Annotated in this window: 9 protein-coding genes; 7 read left to right on the top strand and 2 right to left on the bottom strand. The window is 41.3% G+C overall.

Going from position 1 to position 21,513, the window contains the following annotated elements; all coding sequences use genetic code 11:
* The first annotated feature begins 32 nt into the window (after positions 1-32).
* On the top strand, positions 33-824 hold the full coding sequence (cobA, locus tag HDE68_RS11670; RefSeq protein WP_183882082.1) for a uroporphyrinogen-III C-methyltransferase: 792 nt from the start codon (positions 33-35) through the stop codon (positions 822-824).
* Positions 825-1,047: 223 nt separating this feature from the next.
* Positions 1,048-2,655 carry a S8 family peptidase gene (locus tag HDE68_RS11665; protein WP_183882080.1) on the top strand — a complete coding sequence of 536 codons (1,608 nt, stop codon included), beginning with the start codon at positions 1,048-1,050 and terminating at the stop codon, positions 2,653-2,655.
* 76 nt (positions 2,656-2,731) lie between these two features.
* On the opposite strand, the gene HDE68_RS11660 is transcribed toward HDE68_RS11665, so the two are convergent.
* Positions 2,732-5,242, bottom strand: coding sequence for a hypothetical protein (locus tag HDE68_RS11660; protein ID WP_183882078.1), 2,511 nt, complete (start codon positions 5,240-5,242; stop codon positions 2,732-2,734).
* Positions 5,243-5,576: 334 nt separating this feature from the next.
* Between HDE68_RS11660 and HDE68_RS11655 the strand changes: the two genes are divergently transcribed.
* The 3 genes from HDE68_RS11655 to HDE68_RS11645 are packed head-to-tail and all read left to right on the top strand — an operon-like array spanning position 5,577 to position 19,576.
* Positions 5,577-16,538 (top strand): putative Ig domain-containing protein, encoded by a 10,962-nt coding sequence (locus tag HDE68_RS11655; RefSeq protein ID WP_183882076.1) that lies wholly within the window; start codon positions 5,577-5,579, stop codon positions 16,536-16,538.
* Between the two features lie 29 nt (positions 16,539-16,567).
* On the top strand, positions 16,568-17,563 hold the full coding sequence (locus HDE68_RS11650; RefSeq protein WP_183882074.1) for a PorP/SprF family type IX secretion system membrane protein: 996 nt from the start codon (positions 16,568-16,570) through the stop codon (positions 17,561-17,563).
* Between the two features lie 9 nt (positions 17,564-17,572).
* A complete protein-coding gene (locus HDE68_RS11645; RefSeq protein WP_183882071.1) occupies positions 17,573-19,576 on the top strand; it encodes an OmpA family protein in 2,004 nt (667 codons plus the stop codon).
* A 47-nt stretch (positions 19,577-19,623) separates the two neighbouring features.
* Here the strand turns inward: HDE68_RS11645 and HDE68_RS11640 are convergent, their stop codons facing one another.
* A complete protein-coding gene (locus HDE68_RS11640; RefSeq protein WP_183882069.1) occupies positions 19,624-19,992 on the bottom strand; it encodes a PleD family two-component system response regulator in 369 nt (122 codons plus the stop codon).
* Positions 19,993-20,078: 86 nt separating this feature from the next.
* Between HDE68_RS11640 and HDE68_RS11635 the strand changes: the two genes are divergently transcribed.
* Both HDE68_RS11635 and HDE68_RS11630 read left to right on the top strand, forming a co-directional pair.
* The gene (locus tag HDE68_RS11635; protein WP_183882067.1) at positions 20,079-20,267 is read left to right on the top strand and encodes a hypothetical protein; all 189 of its coding nucleotides are present in this window, start codon (positions 20,079-20,081) and stop codon (positions 20,265-20,267) included.
* Between the two features lie 56 nt (positions 20,268-20,323).
* A complete protein-coding gene (locus HDE68_RS11630; protein WP_183882065.1) occupies positions 20,324-21,484 on the top strand; it encodes an iron-containing alcohol dehydrogenase in 1,161 nt (386 codons plus the stop codon).
* Positions 21,485-21,513: the final 29 nt, after the last annotated feature.

Genomic DNA, 21,513 nt, shown 5'->3' with positions numbered 1-21,513 from the left:
AACAGATATATAAACCTTTAAAATAGCCGGTTATGATTTTAAATAAAATAAAAAACAGCATCCAGGAATCCCGTATTACTTTAGTAGGAGCCGGCCCGGGAGATCCTGATTTAATTAGTTTAAAAGGAGTAAAGGCACTTCACACTGCCGATGTTGTTTTATATGACGCCTTAGTCAATGGAGCATTGCTCAATCATGCTCCTGAACATGCCATCAAAATCTTTGTGGGAGGACAATCTGACGGAGAGTCATTCTCACAGGATGCCGTAAATAAGTTAATGATTGATTATGCTTTGAATTATGGTCATGTTGTAAGACTTAAAAGCGGTGATCCATTTGTATTTGCGAAAGGCTTCGAAGAAATCAACTTTGCAGAATCTTATAGTATAAAGACTGAAATCGTACCGGGTATATCAAGTGCTATCGGCGTTCCCGGCTTGCAGAAGATCCCAATGATTTATGGGAATATGAGTGAAAGTTTCTGGGTTCTTTCGGGTGTTAATTCCAAAGGGGAGCTTTCTTCTGATTTAAAAGGCGCTGCCAAATCAAAGGCTACCGTTGTAGTTTTAATGGGAATTGAGCGTATCAGAGAAATTGCAGCTATTTTTATAGCAGAAGGTAAAGAAAGATTGCCTGTTGCTTTTATTGAAAACGGCTCGGCCCATGATGAGAAAACAGTAGTTGGCGTGGTCGAAACTATTGCAGAGCTGGTTGAAGAACATAAGGTTTCATCTCCTGCTTTATTGATTTTTGGTGATGTAGTTTCCTTACATCCGGCTTTTGCCAGAATCAGGGACTTCTACCATATGCTTGCTGAATCTTAATAATAATTCCAGTTATTTATAGTTAAAATCGTAAACGATCATTTGTGTTAAATAAAAATCTTATGAGTTTATAATAGAAAGCCAGGAGAAATACCTGGTTTTTTGATTTGTAATAGTTTGTAAACCGTTACCTTTGAATTGGCTCTTAAATCGACAATTAAATAGATTAAAGGCATAACTATTTATCATTATTAACGTTTATAGTATAATTTAATTAACACATATGAATATATTAAGAAGCAGAGTTGTATTGCGGGGAATTTTTAGTGCCGTATTTATAGCAGGGTTGGGTTTCAGCTCATTTGCACAAGCTCAAAAGGATAACTGGCATAACCTGGATTTAAAAACGGACTCTGTTTTCGGGGTTAGTACAGAAAAAGCATATAAAGAATTATTAAAAGGTAAGAAATCTAAACCGGTTATAGTTGGAGTTCTTGATGGTGGTGTTGATATCAAACATGAAGACCTTTTAAGCGTGATCTGGGTAAATAAGAAGGAAATCGCTGGTAATGGAAAAGATGATGATAAGAACGGATATATTGATGATGTCAATGGATGGAACTTTATTGGTTCGGCAAAAGGTTCGGTAAGTCACGAAGCATTAGAACTTACGCGTGTGCTGCGCAGAGATAAAGCCAGGTTTGACGGAGTAACTGCCCAAACGGTTAAACCTGCTGATTTACCTGCTTTTGAAGCTTATCAAAAAGAGCAGGCTGATTTTGATAAACAAACCAATGAAGCAAAAAATGCGGTTGCCAATATCGGAGGGTTAAAAATGGCACTGGATGCAATGGTGAAGTCCATGGGTAAAGAAAATCCAACTCTTGCTGATTTTCAAAATTATGCACCCGGATCAGATATAGAGGGCCGTTTGAAAAATATAATGATTGCTCAATTACAGAACTCTACTTACGAAGCTTTCTATAAATCACAGATTGTTAAAGGACTGGAGCATTATCAGGATCAGCTGGCTTATAATTTAAATCTCGATTTTGATCCCAGAGCTGAGTTTGTTGGTGATAACTATGCGGACAGTAAGCAAAGAAATTATGGAAATAATGATGTAACAGGTCCTGATGCAAGTCATGGAACGCACGTATCAGGAATTATAGCTGCAGACCGTACCAATACTATTGGTATTAAAGGAGTTGCAGATAATGTGAAAATCATGGGTGTCCGTAGTGTACCAGATGGTGATGAGCGTGATAAAGATGTTGCCAATGCGATCCGTTATGCCGTTGAGAATGGAGCAAAGGTACTGAACATGAGTTTTGGTAAAGCTTATTCATGGGATAAAAAGACTGTTGATGAAGCTGTTAAATATGCAATGTCTAAAGACGTTCTTATCATTCAGGCTGCTGGTAATGACAATAAAAACCTGGATGTGGTTAAAAGCTTCCCGGACCGTAAATATGAAGACGGCGGGATTGCTGATTCTTATATCGTAGTAGGTGCTTCGGGATCTGCAGACGATAAAACCCTGAAAGCAGATTTCTCTAATTATGGTAAAACTACAGTAGATGTATTTGCACCTGGTGTGAAAATTTACTCAACAGTGCCTGGTTCAAAATATGAAGCTTATGACGGTACAAGTATGGCATCCCCTGTAGTTGCAGGTATTGCAGCACTGATCAGAGAATATTATCCAAAATTAACTGCTGTACAGGTTAAGGATATTATCCTGAAATCAGTTGTGAAAGTGAACCATAACGTAGATGTAACTGGCGAAGATGGTGAAACACCTAAATCTGTACCTTTTGCAGATCTTTGTATCACAGGTGGAATTGTAAATGCTTATAACGCATTAAAACTGGCTGCTGATTATAAATAAGGTTTATTCAGTATGACATTATAAAAAGGCGGGTTGTATCTCTTAAAGATACAACCCGCCTTTTTATAATGTTGATTTAAAAAAGTTGTCTTGACACCTGATTTTCATCTAACAGACAAAGTTTTTCATATTTGTATTCATTAACCAGGTCATATTCTTTCAGATCTGTATAGATTTTAATCAGCAGGTTAAACATGAACATGGCATTTAACAGCACATTATTTCTTCTAAACATTAAAAGACATTCTTTGGTATGATGAATAGCAATCTCATACTCTTTCTTGTTATAATACTGTTGTGCCTGGAACATTAATAAAATCACTTCCTGGTACTTGGCAAAATTAGTGCAATTCCTGTTAGACAGATAAACTATGATATTTTCTATCTGATCTGTTTTTTTATCGGGCCCGCTCCTGGAAGTGTACATTCCATAAACCGCCAGAATATAAATAGTGAAAGTCGTTTTTTTTGCAAATTCTCTTGGATGAAGTTTGACGATGTTCGAAATTACTTCATGTCCTGATGCAGCATCTCCGGTAAACAGGTTAACATATAAAATCAGGAGGTATGAAATGCCTTGCCTGGGATCTATATGATGCTCTGGTTTAACCCCAAACGGATTATCTCCATTTTTTAGGCTCTCGATATGACCAAGTAAGTTTTTTTTTACTGGTTGTTCTGCATTGATCTTAGCATAGATGATCTCCAGCGCCTCTACAGGGTTTACCATCCAGTCGGCTGTGTTCAGCGTACTGATGCTTTTAATCCGGGCCTTGATAGCTGGTTTGTCAAGTTTAATGACTTCAAGGACACCTAATATAGAATTATAGACCAGTAAGTGATCATCATTACTTGCAATATCAATCAGGGCTGCAACAGCTTCTTTATAACAGGAATCTATAAAATCAAAATTGATCAGTTTGGAGATAATAATTTCATGGAATTGGTTTTCGTCCAGCACCCTGATAATATCCGGATTAAACTTTGATCTGTATTTAATCTCCTCGGCCATGAACAGGATCAGGTAATTAGTTTCAAAGCTATTGAGATTCAGTTTGAAGACAGATTTCAGTTCATGGAAATTACCTGTTTTAATCAGGAAGCGTGTAGTCCATTGCAAGAGTTGAAAACGTACCTGGTTAGATTCATATTCCGTATTGATATAAGTAAAGAAATCCATGTTCACCTGCAGGTGGAATTTCTCCAGTATTTCAACAAATAGAAAGTATTCAAACATATGCGGATGCAAGAAGCGCACATATTCTTTTGGATGTGCATTTTCAGTTCGCTTTTCTTCCATTAAAATACCATCAGCAAGCAGCTCCATATAGGCATTTCTGAAAGCAGAGAGTTCTGAAAGAAGACTGTCCTTTTCTACTGCATTGGTTTGTTTTCCATACTCCGTGAGCTGGATGATTTTTTTAAGGAAGAGTATTTTCTCTGTATAATAATTTGAGCGGTAGATTTTTTCCTGGATGAAACGGGAAACAAGTTCATAAAAAGTAATGTTCGTATAATAGTTAAAATCCGGGTCCTCTTCTTTGAGCTGGTAATATAACTGGATATGAAGCGGGAATTTTAACTGCGCTTTGAGCCTTGGATTAATTTCTTTGTTATCCAGGTAATTTATTTTGGAGATGATAATATCTACTTCTTTCTCTGTAAGGGGAGGAACATTAGATAATTCGTGCAGATTAAAATAATTGCCGGGAAACCATTTAGACTTTAGAAAGGACGAATGGCGGATGCGTTCATAAAATCTCATCCATGTAGTAGAACGTAAGCTCATCATTAATTTGATGTTCTTGAAATCTTCCAGAGAACAAATCAGATTAATAATATTATCAAACAAGCGATTTTTGTCATCTTTTTTCAAGATCAGTTCTGCAAATCCATCTAACATAATGATGAATTTGCCGCCATGTGCTGCTTGTATATCATTAATATATTCAAGCGTGTTCTCATGGGAGTCAATTTGCAGCTGGAGTTTGAGCTGGTCTTCCATATTAAGATCTGCCTGATCTTTATTAAAGAAATTATAAGCCTGGACGAACAAAACAGTAGAGTTTTTATAAGCGGCATCCTGTTTATAAAACAAGTCTTCGGCCAGATGGCTGAGTAAAATTGTTTTCCCATAACCAGGTTGTGAAATTACACTGCTAAAAATATAATCACCAGCATAAAACTCATCAAAATCATACTCTGCAAATTTCCGGCTGATTGTAATATCATAAGGAATACCAGACCTGTTCCTGATAGTTTTTAAGGTGAATTGTGTAATCTTATCTGCTTTGTCCTTTAGACTTTTCCATTCGTCTGTAGGACCAGATAATAGTGGCATATCGTTGATATCAATTGTTGCGATGTCAACGTATTCAGCGAGAGTGGTGAGGGTGAACGTAGAAAATTTATGTTTAACAACAGCGAAACCAAATAACCTTTTAATAGTTGTTTCACTAACGTTCTTGTTAAGATGCTTACTAATCTCAATTGAGATTCTCTTACAATCAGCAGGTGTAATAAATCGAATACCGCATTTTAAGAGAATCAAGCTTTTAAGTTCGTTCAGCCGGTGACTGTATTCCATAGATCCGTTTTTTTCTATTGTATTATTCGATTTTAGGTAAAAAAGCTAGCTAGACACCAATAGTAACCGAATATACACATATACGTGATAAATGAACAGAAAGCATTTAAATAAAAAAAGCAGGAAATTATCCTTTAAATAGATAAATGCATTTAGAATGTGTTTTAAGGCAGATGTTAGAAATTTTCTGATTTAGAAATCAAAAATTGAACAAAATGAACGGAATGCACTGTTCATTTCCCTTTTTTCAAATGAATGATTTGAACGCGAGTTTAGAAGTCCGCTTTACTTAAAATTGCCGTAACTATTAAAGTTAACCTCTAAAACTGCCGGTATGAAATATACTTCTACTCCCCGAATTCTTAAAAATTACCTCTGTCTTCTCGTAAGTATTTTAGCTATAACGCTATTTAATACACGATCGTATGCACAAACTAAAAACTACGCACTGGTAACGCCTTCAACAGGAATTGCCAGTTATAACATTGGATCGGAGACTCCAAATTCCAATCCGGGTAATGTAGCGTCGATTGATAATCCGGGCAATGCAATTTTGCAGCCTCCGGGAGCTCCGGCAACACTGAACGCCCGATATTTTAGTCTGCTCGGATTAGGTTACGAAGGGGAAGCCTATATACAGTTGAAATATGGCAGCCCGCTGGCGGCAGGCAAAACAACATATATTGGTTTTGATCAGCCTACCAATAATGGCCTGAATCTAGATCTGTTAGGAATTGTAGGAGATCTTACCGGGCTCTTTACAAGAAAAATTGTTCAGATTGACGCTTATAACGGTGCAACGGCCAGCAGTGATGGTACTATTGTACCCGCAGCAAATGTGTCGGCTACTGTCGTTACAGACGCAGCCGGAAAAACTTATTTTGCTGTTACTTCAGCTGCTGCCTATAATTCTGTCCGCATCAGGTTAAGAGTAAGAAGTAATGCACTTTCAATCAGTCTTGGCAGTTCAATTAATATGAATGTATATCCGGCATTCAATTATAGTGCTGATAATTGCGGTACTTCTATATTTACCAGTGTCGCTGCTACAGGTTTAAATGTTTCACTGACCAGTTTAGTCACTAATCCTCAAAATGCCATTGATGGTAACATCAACACCTCTTCGCAATTACAAGCCGGATTGGTTACCCTGGGATCTTCTGTTTCGCAGACTATTTATTTAAATGGACTGTCTGGTTCGGGAGACGTGGCTAAAGTTATTTTATCACAAGGTGGTTCACTGCTTACTGTGAATGTGCTGAAAACAATTACAGTACAGGCATTCAATGGCAATACAGCAATAGGTACACCTATATCCATAAGTAATCTTATCAATCTTGATTTACTCGGGTTGTTTTCAAATAATAGACCATTTCCCGTCTTTTTTACTCCGGGAGTCCCCTTTGACCGGATCAGAGTCTCTTTAGATAATGGGTTGGCAATAGGAGGAAATATTCTGGCAGGTGGCCTTAATATTAACGAGGCACAGCGTACCGTGCCTAAACCATTATTTACAAATATAACCGGCAATGCACAAACGTTATGTGGCGGCAGTACCCTGACCTTAGCTCCGCAAAGCCCTAATGCCACTTATACTTATAATTTTTATAAAAAGATAGGAGCTAATGGTACAAAAACGGCGATCACAGGAGTGACTGGTAATACTGTTTCAGAAACTGGCCTTACCGCCGGCGTTTATACCTATTATGTAGCAGCGCAGTTAACAGGTTGTACCGCAGAGTCTGATATGGACAGTGTGGTAGTTACCGTGAATCCAACCTTATTGTTTACGGCAACTCCGCTTAGTAATGGTACAGTTGGTAAAGTTTATTCCAAACAACTTAATCCCGCAACCAGCGGTACACCAGCCTATACTTATGCATTAGCTGCGGGAAGTACATTACCAGCAGGTTTGACTTTGACTCCGGCCGGTTTGATTAGCGGAACACCAACAACAGCAGTTGCGGCAGGAACTTTTGGTGTGGTAGCTACCGATGCCGGAGGTTGTACGGCTACAGCAACACATACTTTAACGATTACAGGAACCTTAACTTTGCCAGGGGGAACTTTACCGAATGGTACAGTTAATAAAGTTTATCCTTCCACTACCTTACCGGCACCTTCAGGCGGCAGTACACCCTATACCTATACAGCAACTAATTTGCCTCCCGGGGTTATACTGAATCCGGCTACGGGTGTGCTGACCGGAACACCGACTACAGCCGGGACCTATCCGATCCCGGTAACCATTGCTGATGCAGACGGAAATACTGCGACAACTACCTATACGATTATAGTTAGAAGCCCGCTGGTATTAACGGCCTCTGTTTTATCGGATGGTACTACCGGAACTCCATATCCTGCTCAGGTTATTCCTGCAGCGACAGGCGGAAGCGGTGTGAATACTTATGTGGCTACTAATCTGCCTCCGGGATTAAGCTTTAACCCGGCTACCAGAGCAATCACAGGAACACCAACACAAACAGGAACTTTTACTTTCCCTGTTACGGTAACAGATGACGAAGGGAATACAACGACCTTAAACTATACGATTGTAGTTAAAGATCCTTTGGCACTGGCAAATGTAGTCTTGCCAGACGGAGCGGTAAATGTTGTTTATCCTGCTCAGGTTATTCCTGCAGCAACAGGAGGAACCGGACCCTATACTTATATAGGTACAAACCTGCCTCCGGGACTGATATTTGATCCTGTAACCAGGACCATTTCAGGAACACCCACACAGTCTGGTACTTTCACGCTATCCATCAAAGTAACTGATAGCGGAAACGGAACAATCACTGTCCCATATACGCTAAAAGTTGCGGGAGCGCTTACTTTACCTACCGCTACACTGGCAAATGGAAAAGTAGGCACAGCTTATACTTCGCCAGCGCTGCCGGCAGTAAGTGGCGGCACTGGCCCTTATACTTATTCTGCAATTAACCTGCCTCCGGGATTATCATTCAACGCTGCAACCAGGGTCATCTCAGGAAACCCAACATCCGGCGGTAATTATACTGTAACGATGAAGGTTACTGACAATGCAGGAAACAGCACAAGTACTGACTATGCGCTCAATATTACTGTGGATGCACCTTCAATTGCCGGAATGACTATTTGCAGTGGAAACACAGCAACTTTAGTGATTGATAACAGCCAGGCAAATACAACTTATAATTTCTATTCTTCTACAGGCAATACACCGATTGCAAGCGGAACTACTTTTACAACACCAGCATTAACTGTGACAACCACATATTATGCTGAAGCAGTTTCAGGAACCGCAGTAAGTGCACGTGTGCCGGTTACAGTAACCGTAAACCCGGTACCGGATCTGCCTGTTGTAGCCATTAATAATGTAACAATAAGTGCCGGACAAACAGCGACACTTCAGGCTTCTGCAGCATCTGGCTCTACCATTAAATGGTATGGGGCAGCAACTGGCGGTATTGAGCTGGGTTCAGGTGTAAGCTTTACCACGCCTGCACTGAGTGCCAATACTACTTATTATGCAGGAACAACAAACAGCTCAGGCTGTATGAGCCTAACCAGGATACCAGTAACTGTAACTGTGATTAACGGAACAGTTAACCCTAATTGCTATGCTGCTACAAAACAAGAAAGCGGTATTACAGGGGGCTTACTTTGTGTGGCCTGTACGATTCAGAATCCTGGTTATTCTACAGATGCTGATCTGACCAATTTTACACGTATCTCTCTGCCAGTGGGTATAGGGACTACAGGATATCAGCGTTTAATTTTCCAAAATCCGGGTGCTGCAACCGATAGTATCAGTGTTGATCTGGAAACACCTACCGGCTTATTGGACTTAACTGCTTTAGGTGGTATAACCGTAAGCGTTATGAATGGCACGACAGTAGTAAGCAGTTATCCATTGAATGGAAATTTACTTGGCTTAAGACTGATCACCGGAAACAGGTTTACAGCAACAGTTGCAGCCGGTGGTGTTTATGACAGGGTAGAAGTTAAAGTAAATGCTTTGCTTACTGCACTAACTAACCTGAATATTTATGGTGCAAATGTTATTGCCCCAAATCCAACTATTAATGCTGGCAATCAAAGTATCTGTTCAGGATCGACAGCGACCCTGAAAGTTACACCAGTTACCGGAACTACAATTACCTGGTACAGTGCAGCAACCGGAGGAACTATTTTATCTGCCAATACTACTTTCACTACACCTGTTTTAACTGCAACTACGATTTATTATATAGAAGTGAGTAAAGCCGGCTGTGCAAATCCAACTCGTGTTCCTGTAACAGTAACAGTGACTACTGCGCTTGCGCCACCAGTACTGGCAGCAGTAGTTCCTGTCTGTTCAGGTTCACCAGCCACCTTATCAGTTGACTCTCCGGTAGCAGGAGTAACCTATAACTGGTTTACTGCCGCTACAGGAGGTACATCAGTATTTACCGGTACAGTTTTCACTACACCAGCACTTACTGCAAATACCACCTATTATCTGGAAGCTTCGAATGGCAGTTGTGTTTCTGCAACGCGTACAGCAGCAAACATTACAATTAATCCACGTCCGGCTACTCCACAGATTACTGCTTCGGCAACTACAGTGAACCAGGGAGAGAGTGCAATTCTGACAGGTTCATCGACAGAAACCAACGTTACCTTTAACTGGTATACCTCACAAAATGCAGTTACGCCTGTATTTACAGGAGCTGTTTATGTAACTCCACCACTTACAGCAACTACAACTTTCTATCTGGATGCTGTTTCAACAGTAACAGGATGTGCTTCTTCAGTGCGCGTTCAGCAAACGATTACCGTAAACCCAACCGGAACACCAGTGCCAGTTGGATGTGAAGGCCCGGTTAGTGAAACACATGGCGTTGGAGGTTTAATCTCCCTGTTGGCCAGAGTAGATAATCCGGCCCTGGCTATTGATGGCGATCAGGTAACAGCATCAACTTTATCTATTCCGGTAGGTATAGGTTCAAATGTATTTCAGCAGGTTAATTTTGCTGGTTTATCAAATGTGGGTGATACAGTGCGTGTGCTATTGACTTCACCAGCCCAGGTTTTATCACTTGCACTTTTACCAAGTGTGACTGTAACTACTTATAAAGGTACAGTAAGTAATAATGACGGAGTTGCGGTAAACAATCCTCTGATTAATCTTCAGCTATTAAGCGGAGGATCTCAGGCCCTGCTTACTTTTGTTCCTGCCGCCCAGTTTGACGGTGTAGAAGTTAAATTGAATTCAGGTCTTTTAGGTGCATTAACTGCAATCAATTTCAACTATGCAAAAAGAACTGCAGTAGCTCCGGTAGTAGCTTCTGCTAATGTAACCGCTTGTTTAAATGCGACAGCAACTTTATCTGTGCCTGCTCCGCAGCCAGGTATAATTTATAAATGGTACGATGCTTCGGGCAACTATCTGGGTAATGACGGTGCTACTTTTACAACACCAGCAATTACTGCTGATACTAAATTCTTTGTGGAAGCTTCAAGAGGAGGCTGCGGAAGTTCAAGGACTCAGGTGAACGTAACTGTAACACCTGCACCTGCAGTACCGCAATTACTATCTCCAACAGAAAATACCTGTGTGGGTTCAGGCGTATCGCTAAAAGTACAAAATCCGCAAGCCGGGGTTACTTATAACTGGTATAAAGCTGGTGTCTTAAACCCTGTTCAAAAAGGGGCAGTATTCAATGATGTGGTTACAGCTAATGTAATATATGCTGTAGAAGCTGTTAACGCTTGCGGCGTCGTTTCTGCACAAGCTACAGTTTCTATTGTTGTTGGCTCGCTTACCCCACCAGTGCTTACTCCACCGGCAGTCACTATTAATTCTGGTGAAAAAGCATCTCTTGTTGCTAATTCATCAACTACAGGTTTAACCTATAGCTGGTATCTTGTTGATCCGGCTACGCCAGGTGCAACTCCAATATCAACATTAACTAATGGCGCAAATGGAACTTTCATTACAGATCCATTGACTGCCACTACAACTTTCTATGTAACTGCACAGGGTGCATTAGGTACATGTATTTCAGGTACTGCTTCGGTAGTTGTGACCGTAAATACGGTTACACCAAATCCAGGCTCAGTTCCTTGTGAAGCTGCAGTGACCGAAACCCATACAGCCGGAGGCTCAGCTTTATTACCAAGCGTAGCTAATCCGGGTTTTGCAATTGATGATGACATTAACACCAGTTCTTCGCTCTTCATTCCAATTGGATTAGGTGCTGCCAGCGTTCAGCAGACTGTAGGGTTCACAGGTTCTTCGGTTATTGGGGATCAGGTAAAACTTGGCCTGACCCAGACTGGTGCACTGCTTACTTTAGGCGTTGCCAATAGTATTTCAGTAACTACCTATAATAACGGTATCAGTAATAATGATGAAACCTTTATCTCAGATCCGGCACTTAACTTAAATATAGGAACAGGTAATAAAGATGCAACTGTTCAGTTTACGCCAGCTAAAGTATTCGATGCTGTACAATTGAAACTTAATTCTGGTCTGGTAGGTTTGCTTACTTCTATCAACCTGAATTACGCGCAGCGGATTATTGCTTCTCCAACTGTTGTTTCTGCTAATGTTTCAGCATGTGAAGGTAGTTCAGCTACGCTTGCAGTCAGCAATCCGGTAGCGGGATTAACCTATAACTGGTATGATTCGGCAAATCCAACCGCAATTGTGGCTGCAAACACAGCTACCTATACAACACCTGCTAATTTAGTGGCAGGAACCCATGTTTATTTTGTAAAAGCAAACCGTAATGGTTGTGCAAGCCCTGTGGGAACAAATGTAACTGTGACAATTAACGGTTCTGCTCCGGCTCCTGTACCAGCTACAGGCAATCCGGTAACGACCTGTCTGAATACTCCGGTTACCTTATCAGTAGATCAGGTTGCGGGTGTCAGCTATAACTGGTACACCAGTTTAACAGGTGGAACTCCGGTTGCTTCGAACACCAATAGCTTTACCACTCCGGCAACGCTTACTACCGGAACTACTGATTACTATGTAGAAGCCGTAAATGGTAATTCTTGTGTGAGTACATCAGCAAGAACTAAAATATCAATTACAATTAATCCTCCTGCAACTGCAGGTGATATCACCGTTTCTGGTGCAGCAAATCCATTCTGTGCAGGAACCAGTGCAGTGTTAACTGCCACCAGTGCATTGCCAAATCCAGTATTTACCTGGTATAGTGATGCTGCTTTAACTAATGCAGTATTTACCGGGCCAACCTTTAATATCGCTTCTGTTACTGCAACTACTACTTACTACGTAACTGTAAAAGCAGATAACAGATGTGCAAATGAACCGGGAACAGCTAATGTGGTTACTTTAACAGTGAACCCGCCGGCGTCATCGGCAGATATTACAATTAGTGGTATACCAGCAAGTCTTTGTGCAGGAACTCCGGTTATTTTAACAGCGAGTACAACTACAGTAACCAATCCTGTATTTACCTGGTATAAAGAAGCAGCTTTAATTAATGTGGTCTATACCGGGGCCGTATTTAATACTCCGGGATCAACAGTGACTACACAATATTATGTAACTGTTAGTGGAAGTAACAAATGTGCAAATTCTGCTGATGCGAAAGTTGTGACATTGACTATTAATCCGCCAGCAACTGCTGCAGATATCAGTGTGAACGGTGTGCCGGCAGTGGTATGTGCAGGATCAGGTACAAGCTTAACTGCAAGCAGTCTGACTGTCAATAATCCGGTATTTACCTGGTATAGTGATGCTGCATTAACAAATGCGGTCTTTACAGGTGCGGTATTCTCTACACCAGTATTAACTGCTAATACTACTTATTATGTAACTGTACAAGGATTAAATAAATGTCCGAATGTTGCGGGAACAGCTTCAGTAGTTGTGTTGAATGTAAATCCTCAATTGAGCTTTACAGGTACAGCATTAAGTAATGGATCTACAGTTAACCCTTATAGTGTACAACTTAACCCTGCTACCGGAGGTACACCTGCTTATAGCTACGCGCTGGCAGCAGGAAGTAATTTACCAGCAGGTTTATCATTGTCTCCTTCAGGACTGATTAGCGGAACACCAACAGCAGCAGGAAATTATACTTTCTCTATTATAGTTACAGATAGTAAAGGATGTAGTGCTGTAGGTATGTTTACCTTAAATATTGGTACTAGTTCTGTTTTATCATTGCCGGCAGCAACCCTGCCTGACGGAATAGTTGGAACAATTTATACAGTGCAGACTTTACCAGCTGCAATCGGTGGAAGCGCCCCTTATACTTATAGTTTAACGGGACTGCCAGCAGGGCTGAACTTTGATCCTGCAACCAGAAATATTTCGGGAACACCAGCTATAGGCGGGCTCTTTACTGCTACGATGACAGTAACTGATGGTAACAATTCAACTGCTTCAGCTAATTATCAGCTTAGAGTTATAGTACCGGCACCAGTTGTTGCTGATGGATCAAATTGCGGTGGAAGCAGTGCTACACTGACCGTTTCAAATGTAATTACCGGAGTTACCTATAACTGGTACAACCAGGCATCAGGCGGAGCATCAATATTTACAGGAACAGTTTTCCAAACCCCTGTAATCACAGCTAATACGACCTATTATGTAGAAGGAGTTGCAGGAGTAAGCAGTATAAGGGTGGCCGTAAATGTCAGCCTGAAATCTCCTGCTTCGGCTGCAGATGTAAGTGTGGCAGGTATACCTTCTGTGGTATGCGGAGGCTCAACAGCTACGCTGACTGCAAGCAGTGCAACAGTAAGTAATCCAACATTTAACTGGTACACTGATGCCGCTTTAACAAACCGTGTTTACACAGGTGCAGTCTTTACTACTCCTGTACTTACAGCAAATACAACCTATTATTTAACGGTACAGGGACCAGGTACCTGCGAAAGTTCAGCAGCTACCGCAAAAGTGGTTGCACTGAATGTAAATCCTCAGTTGAACTTTGCGGGCGGCGCATTAACCAATGGCTCTACCATTAGTCCTTACAATACACAGCTGAACGCTGCTACCGGGGGCACAGCACCTTATACCTATGCACTGGCCAGTGGCAGTACTTTACCAGCAGGCTTAATTTTATCTAACTCAGGATTGATCAGTGGATTGCCATTAGCAACTGGTAATTATACCTTTTCAATTACTGCAACAGATAGTAAAGGCTGTAGTGCTACTGCGCAGTTCACTTTAAATATTGGGGCAATAGCAGTTCTGGTTTTACCTCCGGCAATCCTGCCAGACGGGCAAGTAGGTACGGTTTATCCGGTACAAACTTTACCTGCGGTAATTGGCGGAACAGCACCTTATACCTATACGGCTATAGGTGTACCTCCGGGACTCAACTTTAACCCTGCAGACAGAACAATTTCAGGAACACCAACACTAGGAGGAACCTTCACCGTTATAGTAACTGTAACTGATGCAAACGGTTCAACAGCAACAGGTAACTATCCGGTTACAGTGACCGTGCCAGCACCAGTAGTTGCTGACGGATCAAGCTGCGGCGGTTCAAGAGTTACTTTAACAGTTTCAAATCCAATAGCCGGGGTTACTTATAACTGGTATACCAGTGCTATAGGAGGAGCGCCGATCTTTACAGGTACAAGCTTCCAGACACCGGCAATTACAGCCAGCACCACCTATTATGCAGAAGGGTTTGCCGGAACAACCAGCAACAGAGTGGCAGTAAATGTAAATATTGGAACTCCGGCTACAGCAGCAGATATCAGTGTTGCAGGTGTGCCTTCAGTAGTATGTGCAGGGTCAGGGGTTATTTTAACCGCCAGCAGTGCTACAGTAACCAGCCCTGTATTCAAATGGTATACAGATCCGGCATTGACCAGTCTTGTATTTACCGGTGCGGTCTATAATATCCCTGCGGTTACAGCAAACATCACTTATTATGTAACTGTACAAGGACCTAATACTTGTGAAAGTTCACCGGCCACTGCCAAAGTTGTTACCTTAACTGTCAATCCGGCATTGGTTTTCAACGGAGCAGCATTGGCAGGTGCATCTACAACAACTACTTATTCTGCGCAGATCGGTTCTGCAACAGGTGGTACACCGGGATATACCTACTCGGTGGCATCAGGAAGCACTCTTCCTGCAGGTTTAACCTTGTCGCCTGCAGGTCAGCTGACCGGAACACCAGCAGCTACCGGAAATTATACCTTCTCTATAGTAGCTACCGATAGCAAAGGATGTAATGCAACAGCTGTATTTACACTTGCAGTAGGCAGTGGTACGCAAATCTCATTGCCGCCAGCAACCTTGCCAAACGGACAGGTAGGTACGGCATATGTACCACAAACCTTACCTGCGGTAATTGGAGGAACAGCACCATTTACCTATGTGGCTAACAATCTGCCTCCGGGATTAAGATTTGATCCGGCAACCAGAACAATTTCAGGGACACCGACACTTGGAGGAACTTTCACAGTGACCGTAACTGTAACTGATGGAAACGGACTAACAGCAGCCAATGATTATGTGGTGGTCGTTAACGTCCCGGCATCAGCAGTAGGAGATGCAGTAAGTTGCGGAGGAACGCCTGTTACTTTAACAGTAACCAATGTAATTGCAGGTGTTACCTATAACTGGTACAGTACACCGACAGGAGGGGCAATACTCTTTACAGGGCCAGCCTTCCAGACTCCGGCGATAACTGCGACAACGATTTACTATGTGGAGGCAATTTCAGGAACGGCTACCAGCGGTAGAATCCCGGTAAATGTTACTGTAGCCACTGCGCTTGCATCACCTGTGGTGACTGTGAAATCAAGTACACTGAGCAGTATAACGTTTGGCTGGAACGATGTCCCTGGAGCAACAGCTTACGAAGTATCAACTGATGGCGGTACCACCTGGGTAAATCCAAGTTCGGGAGCTGCGGGTACTACACATCTGATCACAGGCCTTCAGGCAAATACCATGGTAAAACTGATGGTAAGGGCAAAAGGAAACACAAGCTGTCAGACCAGTGCTGCAGGAAGTGTTACAGGTACGGCAACGGATGGACTAGTACCTAATGATGTCTTTATCCCGAATACGTTCACGCCAAATGGGGATGGAAGAAATGACATCTTCTATGTTTATGGAACTGGAATTTCAAAACTGAAATTGCAGGTTTATAACCAGTGGGGACAATTCATCTTTGAATCACTGCAGCAGCAAGTAGGATGGGATGGTTCATACAGAGGACAGATACAGCCAAATGGGGTATATGTCTACTATGTTGAACTCGTAATGACAGACGGTTCTACAGTTAAGAGAAAAGGAACAATTACAATATTAAGATAAGACACACATTAACCTGAAATATTAATAACATGAAGAAACTATCAAAAATCATCGTCTTGGGCTTGTTGTGCATTACGGGAGCTTCGAGGGTTAGTGCACAGATCGATCCTCACTTTTCACAATACTATGCCAATCCGCTCTGGCTTAACCCGGCTTTAACAGGCGTAATCGACGGAGATTACAGAGTATCAGTAAATGCAAAACAACAATGGGGGTCCGTTTCTCATTCTTATCTTACAGCAGGCGCCTCCTTTGATATGGCGCCTACTAAAAACCTGGCTTTTGGTGGAATGATCCTGAATCAGAATGCGGGGGATGTGAGTTATAATTACCTGAATGCTTTAGCTTCGGCAGCTTACCGGATCCGTTTTGGGAGAGCAGGTTTGAATATGATTAATTTTGGTTTGCAGGCAGGTATCCTGAACAAGAGTTTCGATCCTTCGAAAGTTACGCTGGGTAACCAGTTTAATCCTGGAACGGGATATGACCCGGGTTTGCCTTTTAATGAAAACTTTACTTCGAGTAATACGCTTGTCCCTGATGTCAATTTCGGGGTCATGTATTTCGATGGAAGCGGGGATAAACGTGTTAACGTTTTTGGTGGGGCAGCAGCAAATCACCTGACCAGGCCAATTGACCGTTTTCTTGGAAATGATGTCAGGATTCCAATCAGATATACTGTACATGGTGGTGCGCGTATTAAAGTAAACGATGTGTTTGACATCACGCCTAACGGTCTTTATATGAAACAGGGAAATGCGCATGAAACTTCGGTAGGGGCCTATGGACAATTTTATGTCAATCCGGAAGCAGATCTGATGTTTGGATCTAATTATCGTTTTGATGATGCTGCAATAGCTTTTTTCGGGCTGCATTTGAAGAATATGGCTTTCGGAGTGAGTTATGATTTTAATACCTCAGGGCTTAACCGTGCAACAGGCAGTAAAGGCGGACTGGAATTATCCATATCCTTTACCAGCCGTAAGGGGATTTCTGGTCCTAACTTCTTTTGTCCACGATTATAAACAACTTATATGAAACCTCTCAGACTATTGCTTTTGATCTGTTTACTCAGTACAGGGGCACAGGCTCAATACGTAACAAATAATAAAAGAGTAGCTGATGTATATTTCCAGAATAAGGATTATTACGCAGCAGCAGAGTACTATAAAAAAGCATTGAATATATCATCTGATACTACTGGTTTTGTAGTGCCATATGCCTTTGAAGTTAAAATGAAGAAAGAAAGCCCTAAACGCGCTGAATACGAATATTGCGTATATCAGCTGGCCAACTCACTTCGTCTTTATAAAGATTTTAGGGGAGCGGAAGCCTGGTATGCCATTTCCAGGAATTTCAGCGACCCTAAATACACTTTAAGTTTATTTTACTACGGAGAAAGTCAGCGTTCCAATCAGAAATTTAATGATGCGATCACTTCCTTCAAAGATTTCCTGTCAAAGTATAAAACTAATGACAGCTATACGGAAAAGGCAAAAATTGAGATCGCGTCCTGTAATTTTGCCTTGTATGAAATGCGTTATCCGCGTTTATACAGATTTAGTAAGTTATTGAATCAGATCAATGATCAGGGTTCTAACTATGCACCATTATTGCTGAATAATAATTTCTATTTCACCTCTTCCAGACCTGTTGCTGTGGGTAACAAAACCGAGACTATCCGGGACAGTAAGATGAAGACTAAGGTGGTTAAATCAGAAAACCCTTTCGTGAATGCGATTTATTCGGCTTCCGGTAATCCGCAAAGAGCATCAACAACGGTTAAAAAAGTGGGAACACCAGAGAAAGGGAAGGAGTTTGCAGCACCAGCTTTCAGCCCTAATGGAAGGGTGATGTATCTGACAATCTGGAATGGCACGGCGAATAAGAAAATCTACCAGGTCAATGTTTCAAAAGGTAACGGAGATGTCTGGTCTGCACCAAAAATGCTGGGTACCGAAGTCAATATTGAAGGTTTTAACTCGATGCAGCCTTTCGTGACAAAGGATGGTAAATACCTGATATTCTCTTCGGACAGGCCGGGAGGTTTAGGTAAATTTGACCTTTGGTATTGCAGGATTCGTAGCGACGGGACTTTAAGTGAGGCCTCAAATATGGGGAATGCAATCAATTCCAAAGAGAATGATGAAGCGGCCTATTATAATACCCGTACTAAAAAATTGCTATTCAGCAGTGATGGAAGGGTAGGAATGGGAGGACTTGATTTTTATGAAAGTTCAGGTGATTTCGGGAGTTGGTCTGAGCCAAGAAATGTAGGATATCCATTTAACTCTTCTAAGGATGATATTTACTTTACACCATCAGATAGCGAGGATAGCGAAGGCTATATCAGTTCGGACAGAGAGTCGGTATGTTGTCTGGAAATCTTCCGTGTTAAAAAAGACTTTATGACTATTGAGGGAACAATTTTAGACTGTAAAACTAATTTGCCTCTGGATAGTGCTGTAGTTACGCTTAGTGATTCTACTCAGGAGATGAAATTTACAACTGCAGAGGATGGAAAATATTCATTCAGGATTAACTCTAACCGTCAGCTGAAATTAATTGCTCAAAGAAATATGTATTTCAAAAAAGTACTGACTTATAATTATGATGAGCTGGCTAAATCAGATACTCTTGTTAATCCTAGAATCTGTCTGGATGGTTTTATAATTAATAAGCCAATCATATTGGAGAATATACTATACGATTTCAATAGTTATCAGCTTAACCCGGCATCAGAGGCTATTTTAGATAAACTCTACCAAAAACTGGTTGATAATGAAACTTTGGAGATTGAACTCAGTGCACATACTGATAATATAGGTACGGCAGCTTATAACCTGAAACTTTCAGAAAGAAGGGCTAAGTCGTGTGTGGATTACCTGGTTGGTAAAGGTATTGCTGCCAGCAGGATGACAAGTAAAGGTTATGGATTTAGTAAACCTATAGCACCAAATCAGCTTCCAAGTGGAAAAGACAATCCACAAGGCCGTCAGCTGAACAGGAGAACAGAATTTAAGGTCACCAAAAAATAAAAGCTCAGGACCTGTATCATAGCTTAGAGCCTGCTTAAATTTTAGATTTAAGCAGGCTCTTTCAATAATAGCTGTAATTTTTCGAGCATAACAGCCATCTCAAATGGTTTTTCCAGGTAAGCATCTGCGAGTAAACTTTCTCTCATGATATAATCTTCAGAGAAACCACCCGAAGTCAGGACAACAGGCAAATGAGCCGTATCTGGTCTGGTCCGGATTTCTTTGAAAATTGCCCTTCCATCCATTCCGTCGAGCCTGATATCCATTAAAATAATATCTGGTCTGAACTCTTCAATAATTTTAAATATTGGTCTTCCGTTCATCAGGGGGAAAACCTTATAATTATTTTCTTCCAGTACCATTTGAACGACTTCCAATAAATCAGGATCGTCTTCAACAACAAGTATTCTATTCATAAATTAAAAAATACATGCTGAACAAACAGAGTGCCATGATTGGCAGAAAGAATTGATACTTTTGCTTTATTACTCACAAAATACACATGCAGCTAAAAGATCAAATAGAAGCAATCGCTAATACCTTAATGCCTAGTTTTATACCTAAAGATAGCCAGGAAACGACATTGTCTTTTCATTTTACGCTGCCTCCGGACAATAGTTACAAAGTTTTCTTTGAAAAGGATGCAAAGGCAAAATGGCAGTTTATACGCTTTGAAGAAGCAGAACGTTAAAGATAAAATGAGTCATTTTCAGAACAGGCTCTTCATTTATAAATAAGCTCAGGAATATGTTGAATTTCGAATTTAAGAATCCGGTAAAGATAATTTTCGGGAAAGGTCAGATCGTGAAAATTGCACAGGAGATCCCGGCAAATGCAAAAGTTTTACTGCTTTATGGCGGTGGAAGTATCAGGTCGAACGGTATTTACGATCAGGTGATTTCGGCGCTTGCAGGTTTCGATGTCATAGAATTTGGTGGAATTCCTGCCAATCCGGAATATGAAGTGTTAATAGAGGCACTAAATGTGATCAAAAAAGAGAATATAACTTATCTGCTTGCGGTTGGCGGTGGCTCTGTCATAGATGGTACTAAGTTCCTTTCTGCGGCCGCCCTGTATCAGGGAGATGAACCCTGGGATATTTTAAAAAATAAGATCAGAACTGATAAAGGTATGCCTTTTGGCACAGTGCTGACTTTACCGGCTACGGGTTCAGAAATGAATTCGGGAGCGGTAATTACACGTGCATCTACCCAGGAAAAATTTGGAATGGGCGGACCAGGATTATTCCCTGAATTTTCTATACTTGACCCGCTTGTCGTAAAATCTGTGCCCCAGCGCCAGCTTGCGAATGGGATTACAGATGCATTTACCCATGTACTGGAACAGTATATGACTTATCCTGCCCAGGCATTTCTGCAGGATAGGTTTGCAGAAGGAATTATGCAGACACTGATAGAGATTGCACCCAGGATACAAAAAGATCCTGCAGATTATGAGGCTGCAGCTAATTTTATGTGGTGCTGTACAATGGCTTTAAACGGGTTGATTCAAAAGGGGGTGCCTACCGACTGGTCGGTACATGCAATCGGACATGAGCTTACCGCACTATTCGGGATCGATCATGCCCGTACTTTAGCAATCATTGTGCCCGGCCATTACAGGTATAATTTTGAGCATAAAAAGGAAAAACTTGCCCAGTATGCGGAGCGTATCTGGAATATTCAGGAAGGTACAGCAGACGAAAAGGCAGAACTTGCCATTGTTAAAACAGAATCTTTTTTTCATTCTTTAGGAATTGACACTAAACTTTCAGAGTATACTGGTGATTATCAGGGTACTGCCGAAAAAATAGCAAAACGATTTACTGAAAGGGGATGGATGGGCTTAGGAGAGCGTAAAAGCCTTAATCCGGATGATGTAAGAAAAATTGTTGAATTAAGCTATTAGTTCTTCGTGTTCATACACCAGGCAGTATA

The sequence above is a fragment of the Pedobacter cryoconitis genome (assembly GCF_014200605.1).
Lineage (GTDB): Bacteria > Bacteroidota > Bacteroidia > Sphingobacteriales > Sphingobacteriaceae > Pedobacter > Pedobacter cryoconitis_B.
This window is presented reverse-complemented; position numbering and strand designations above follow the sequence as displayed.

What these genes read in the sequence shown, in the direction of transcription:
- HDE68_RS11640 (WP_183882069.1), bottom strand. Translation starts at nt 19,992, where the DNA reads ATGAATAGAATACTTGTTGTTGAAGACGATCCTGATTTATTGGAAGTC.
- HDE68_RS11660 (WP_183882078.1), bottom strand. Translation starts at nt 5,242, where the DNA reads ATGGAATACAGTCACCGGCTGAACGAACTTAAAAGCTTGATTCTCTTA.
- cobA (WP_183882082.1), top strand. Translation starts at nt 33, where the DNA reads ATGATTTTAAATAAAATAAAAAACAGCATCCAGGAATCCCGTATTACT.
- HDE68_RS11665 (WP_183882080.1), top strand. Translation starts at nt 1,048, where the DNA reads ATGAATATATTAAGAAGCAGAGTTGTATTGCGGGGAATTTTTAGTGCC.
- HDE68_RS11655 (WP_183882076.1), top strand. Translation starts at nt 5,577, where the DNA reads ATGAAATATACTTCTACTCCCCGAATTCTTAAAAATTACCTCTGTCTT.
- HDE68_RS11635 (WP_183882067.1), top strand. Translation starts at nt 20,079, where the DNA reads ATGCAGCTAAAAGATCAAATAGAAGCAATCGCTAATACCTTAATGCCT.
- HDE68_RS11645 (WP_183882071.1), top strand. Translation starts at nt 17,573, where the DNA reads ATGAAACCTCTCAGACTATTGCTTTTGATCTGTTTACTCAGTACAGGG.
- HDE68_RS11630 (WP_183882065.1), top strand. Translation starts at nt 20,324, where the DNA reads ATGTTGAATTTCGAATTTAAGAATCCGGTAAAGATAATTTTCGGGAAA.
- HDE68_RS11650 (WP_183882074.1), top strand. Translation starts at nt 16,568, where the DNA reads ATGAAGAAACTATCAAAAATCATCGTCTTGGGCTTGTTGTGCATTACG.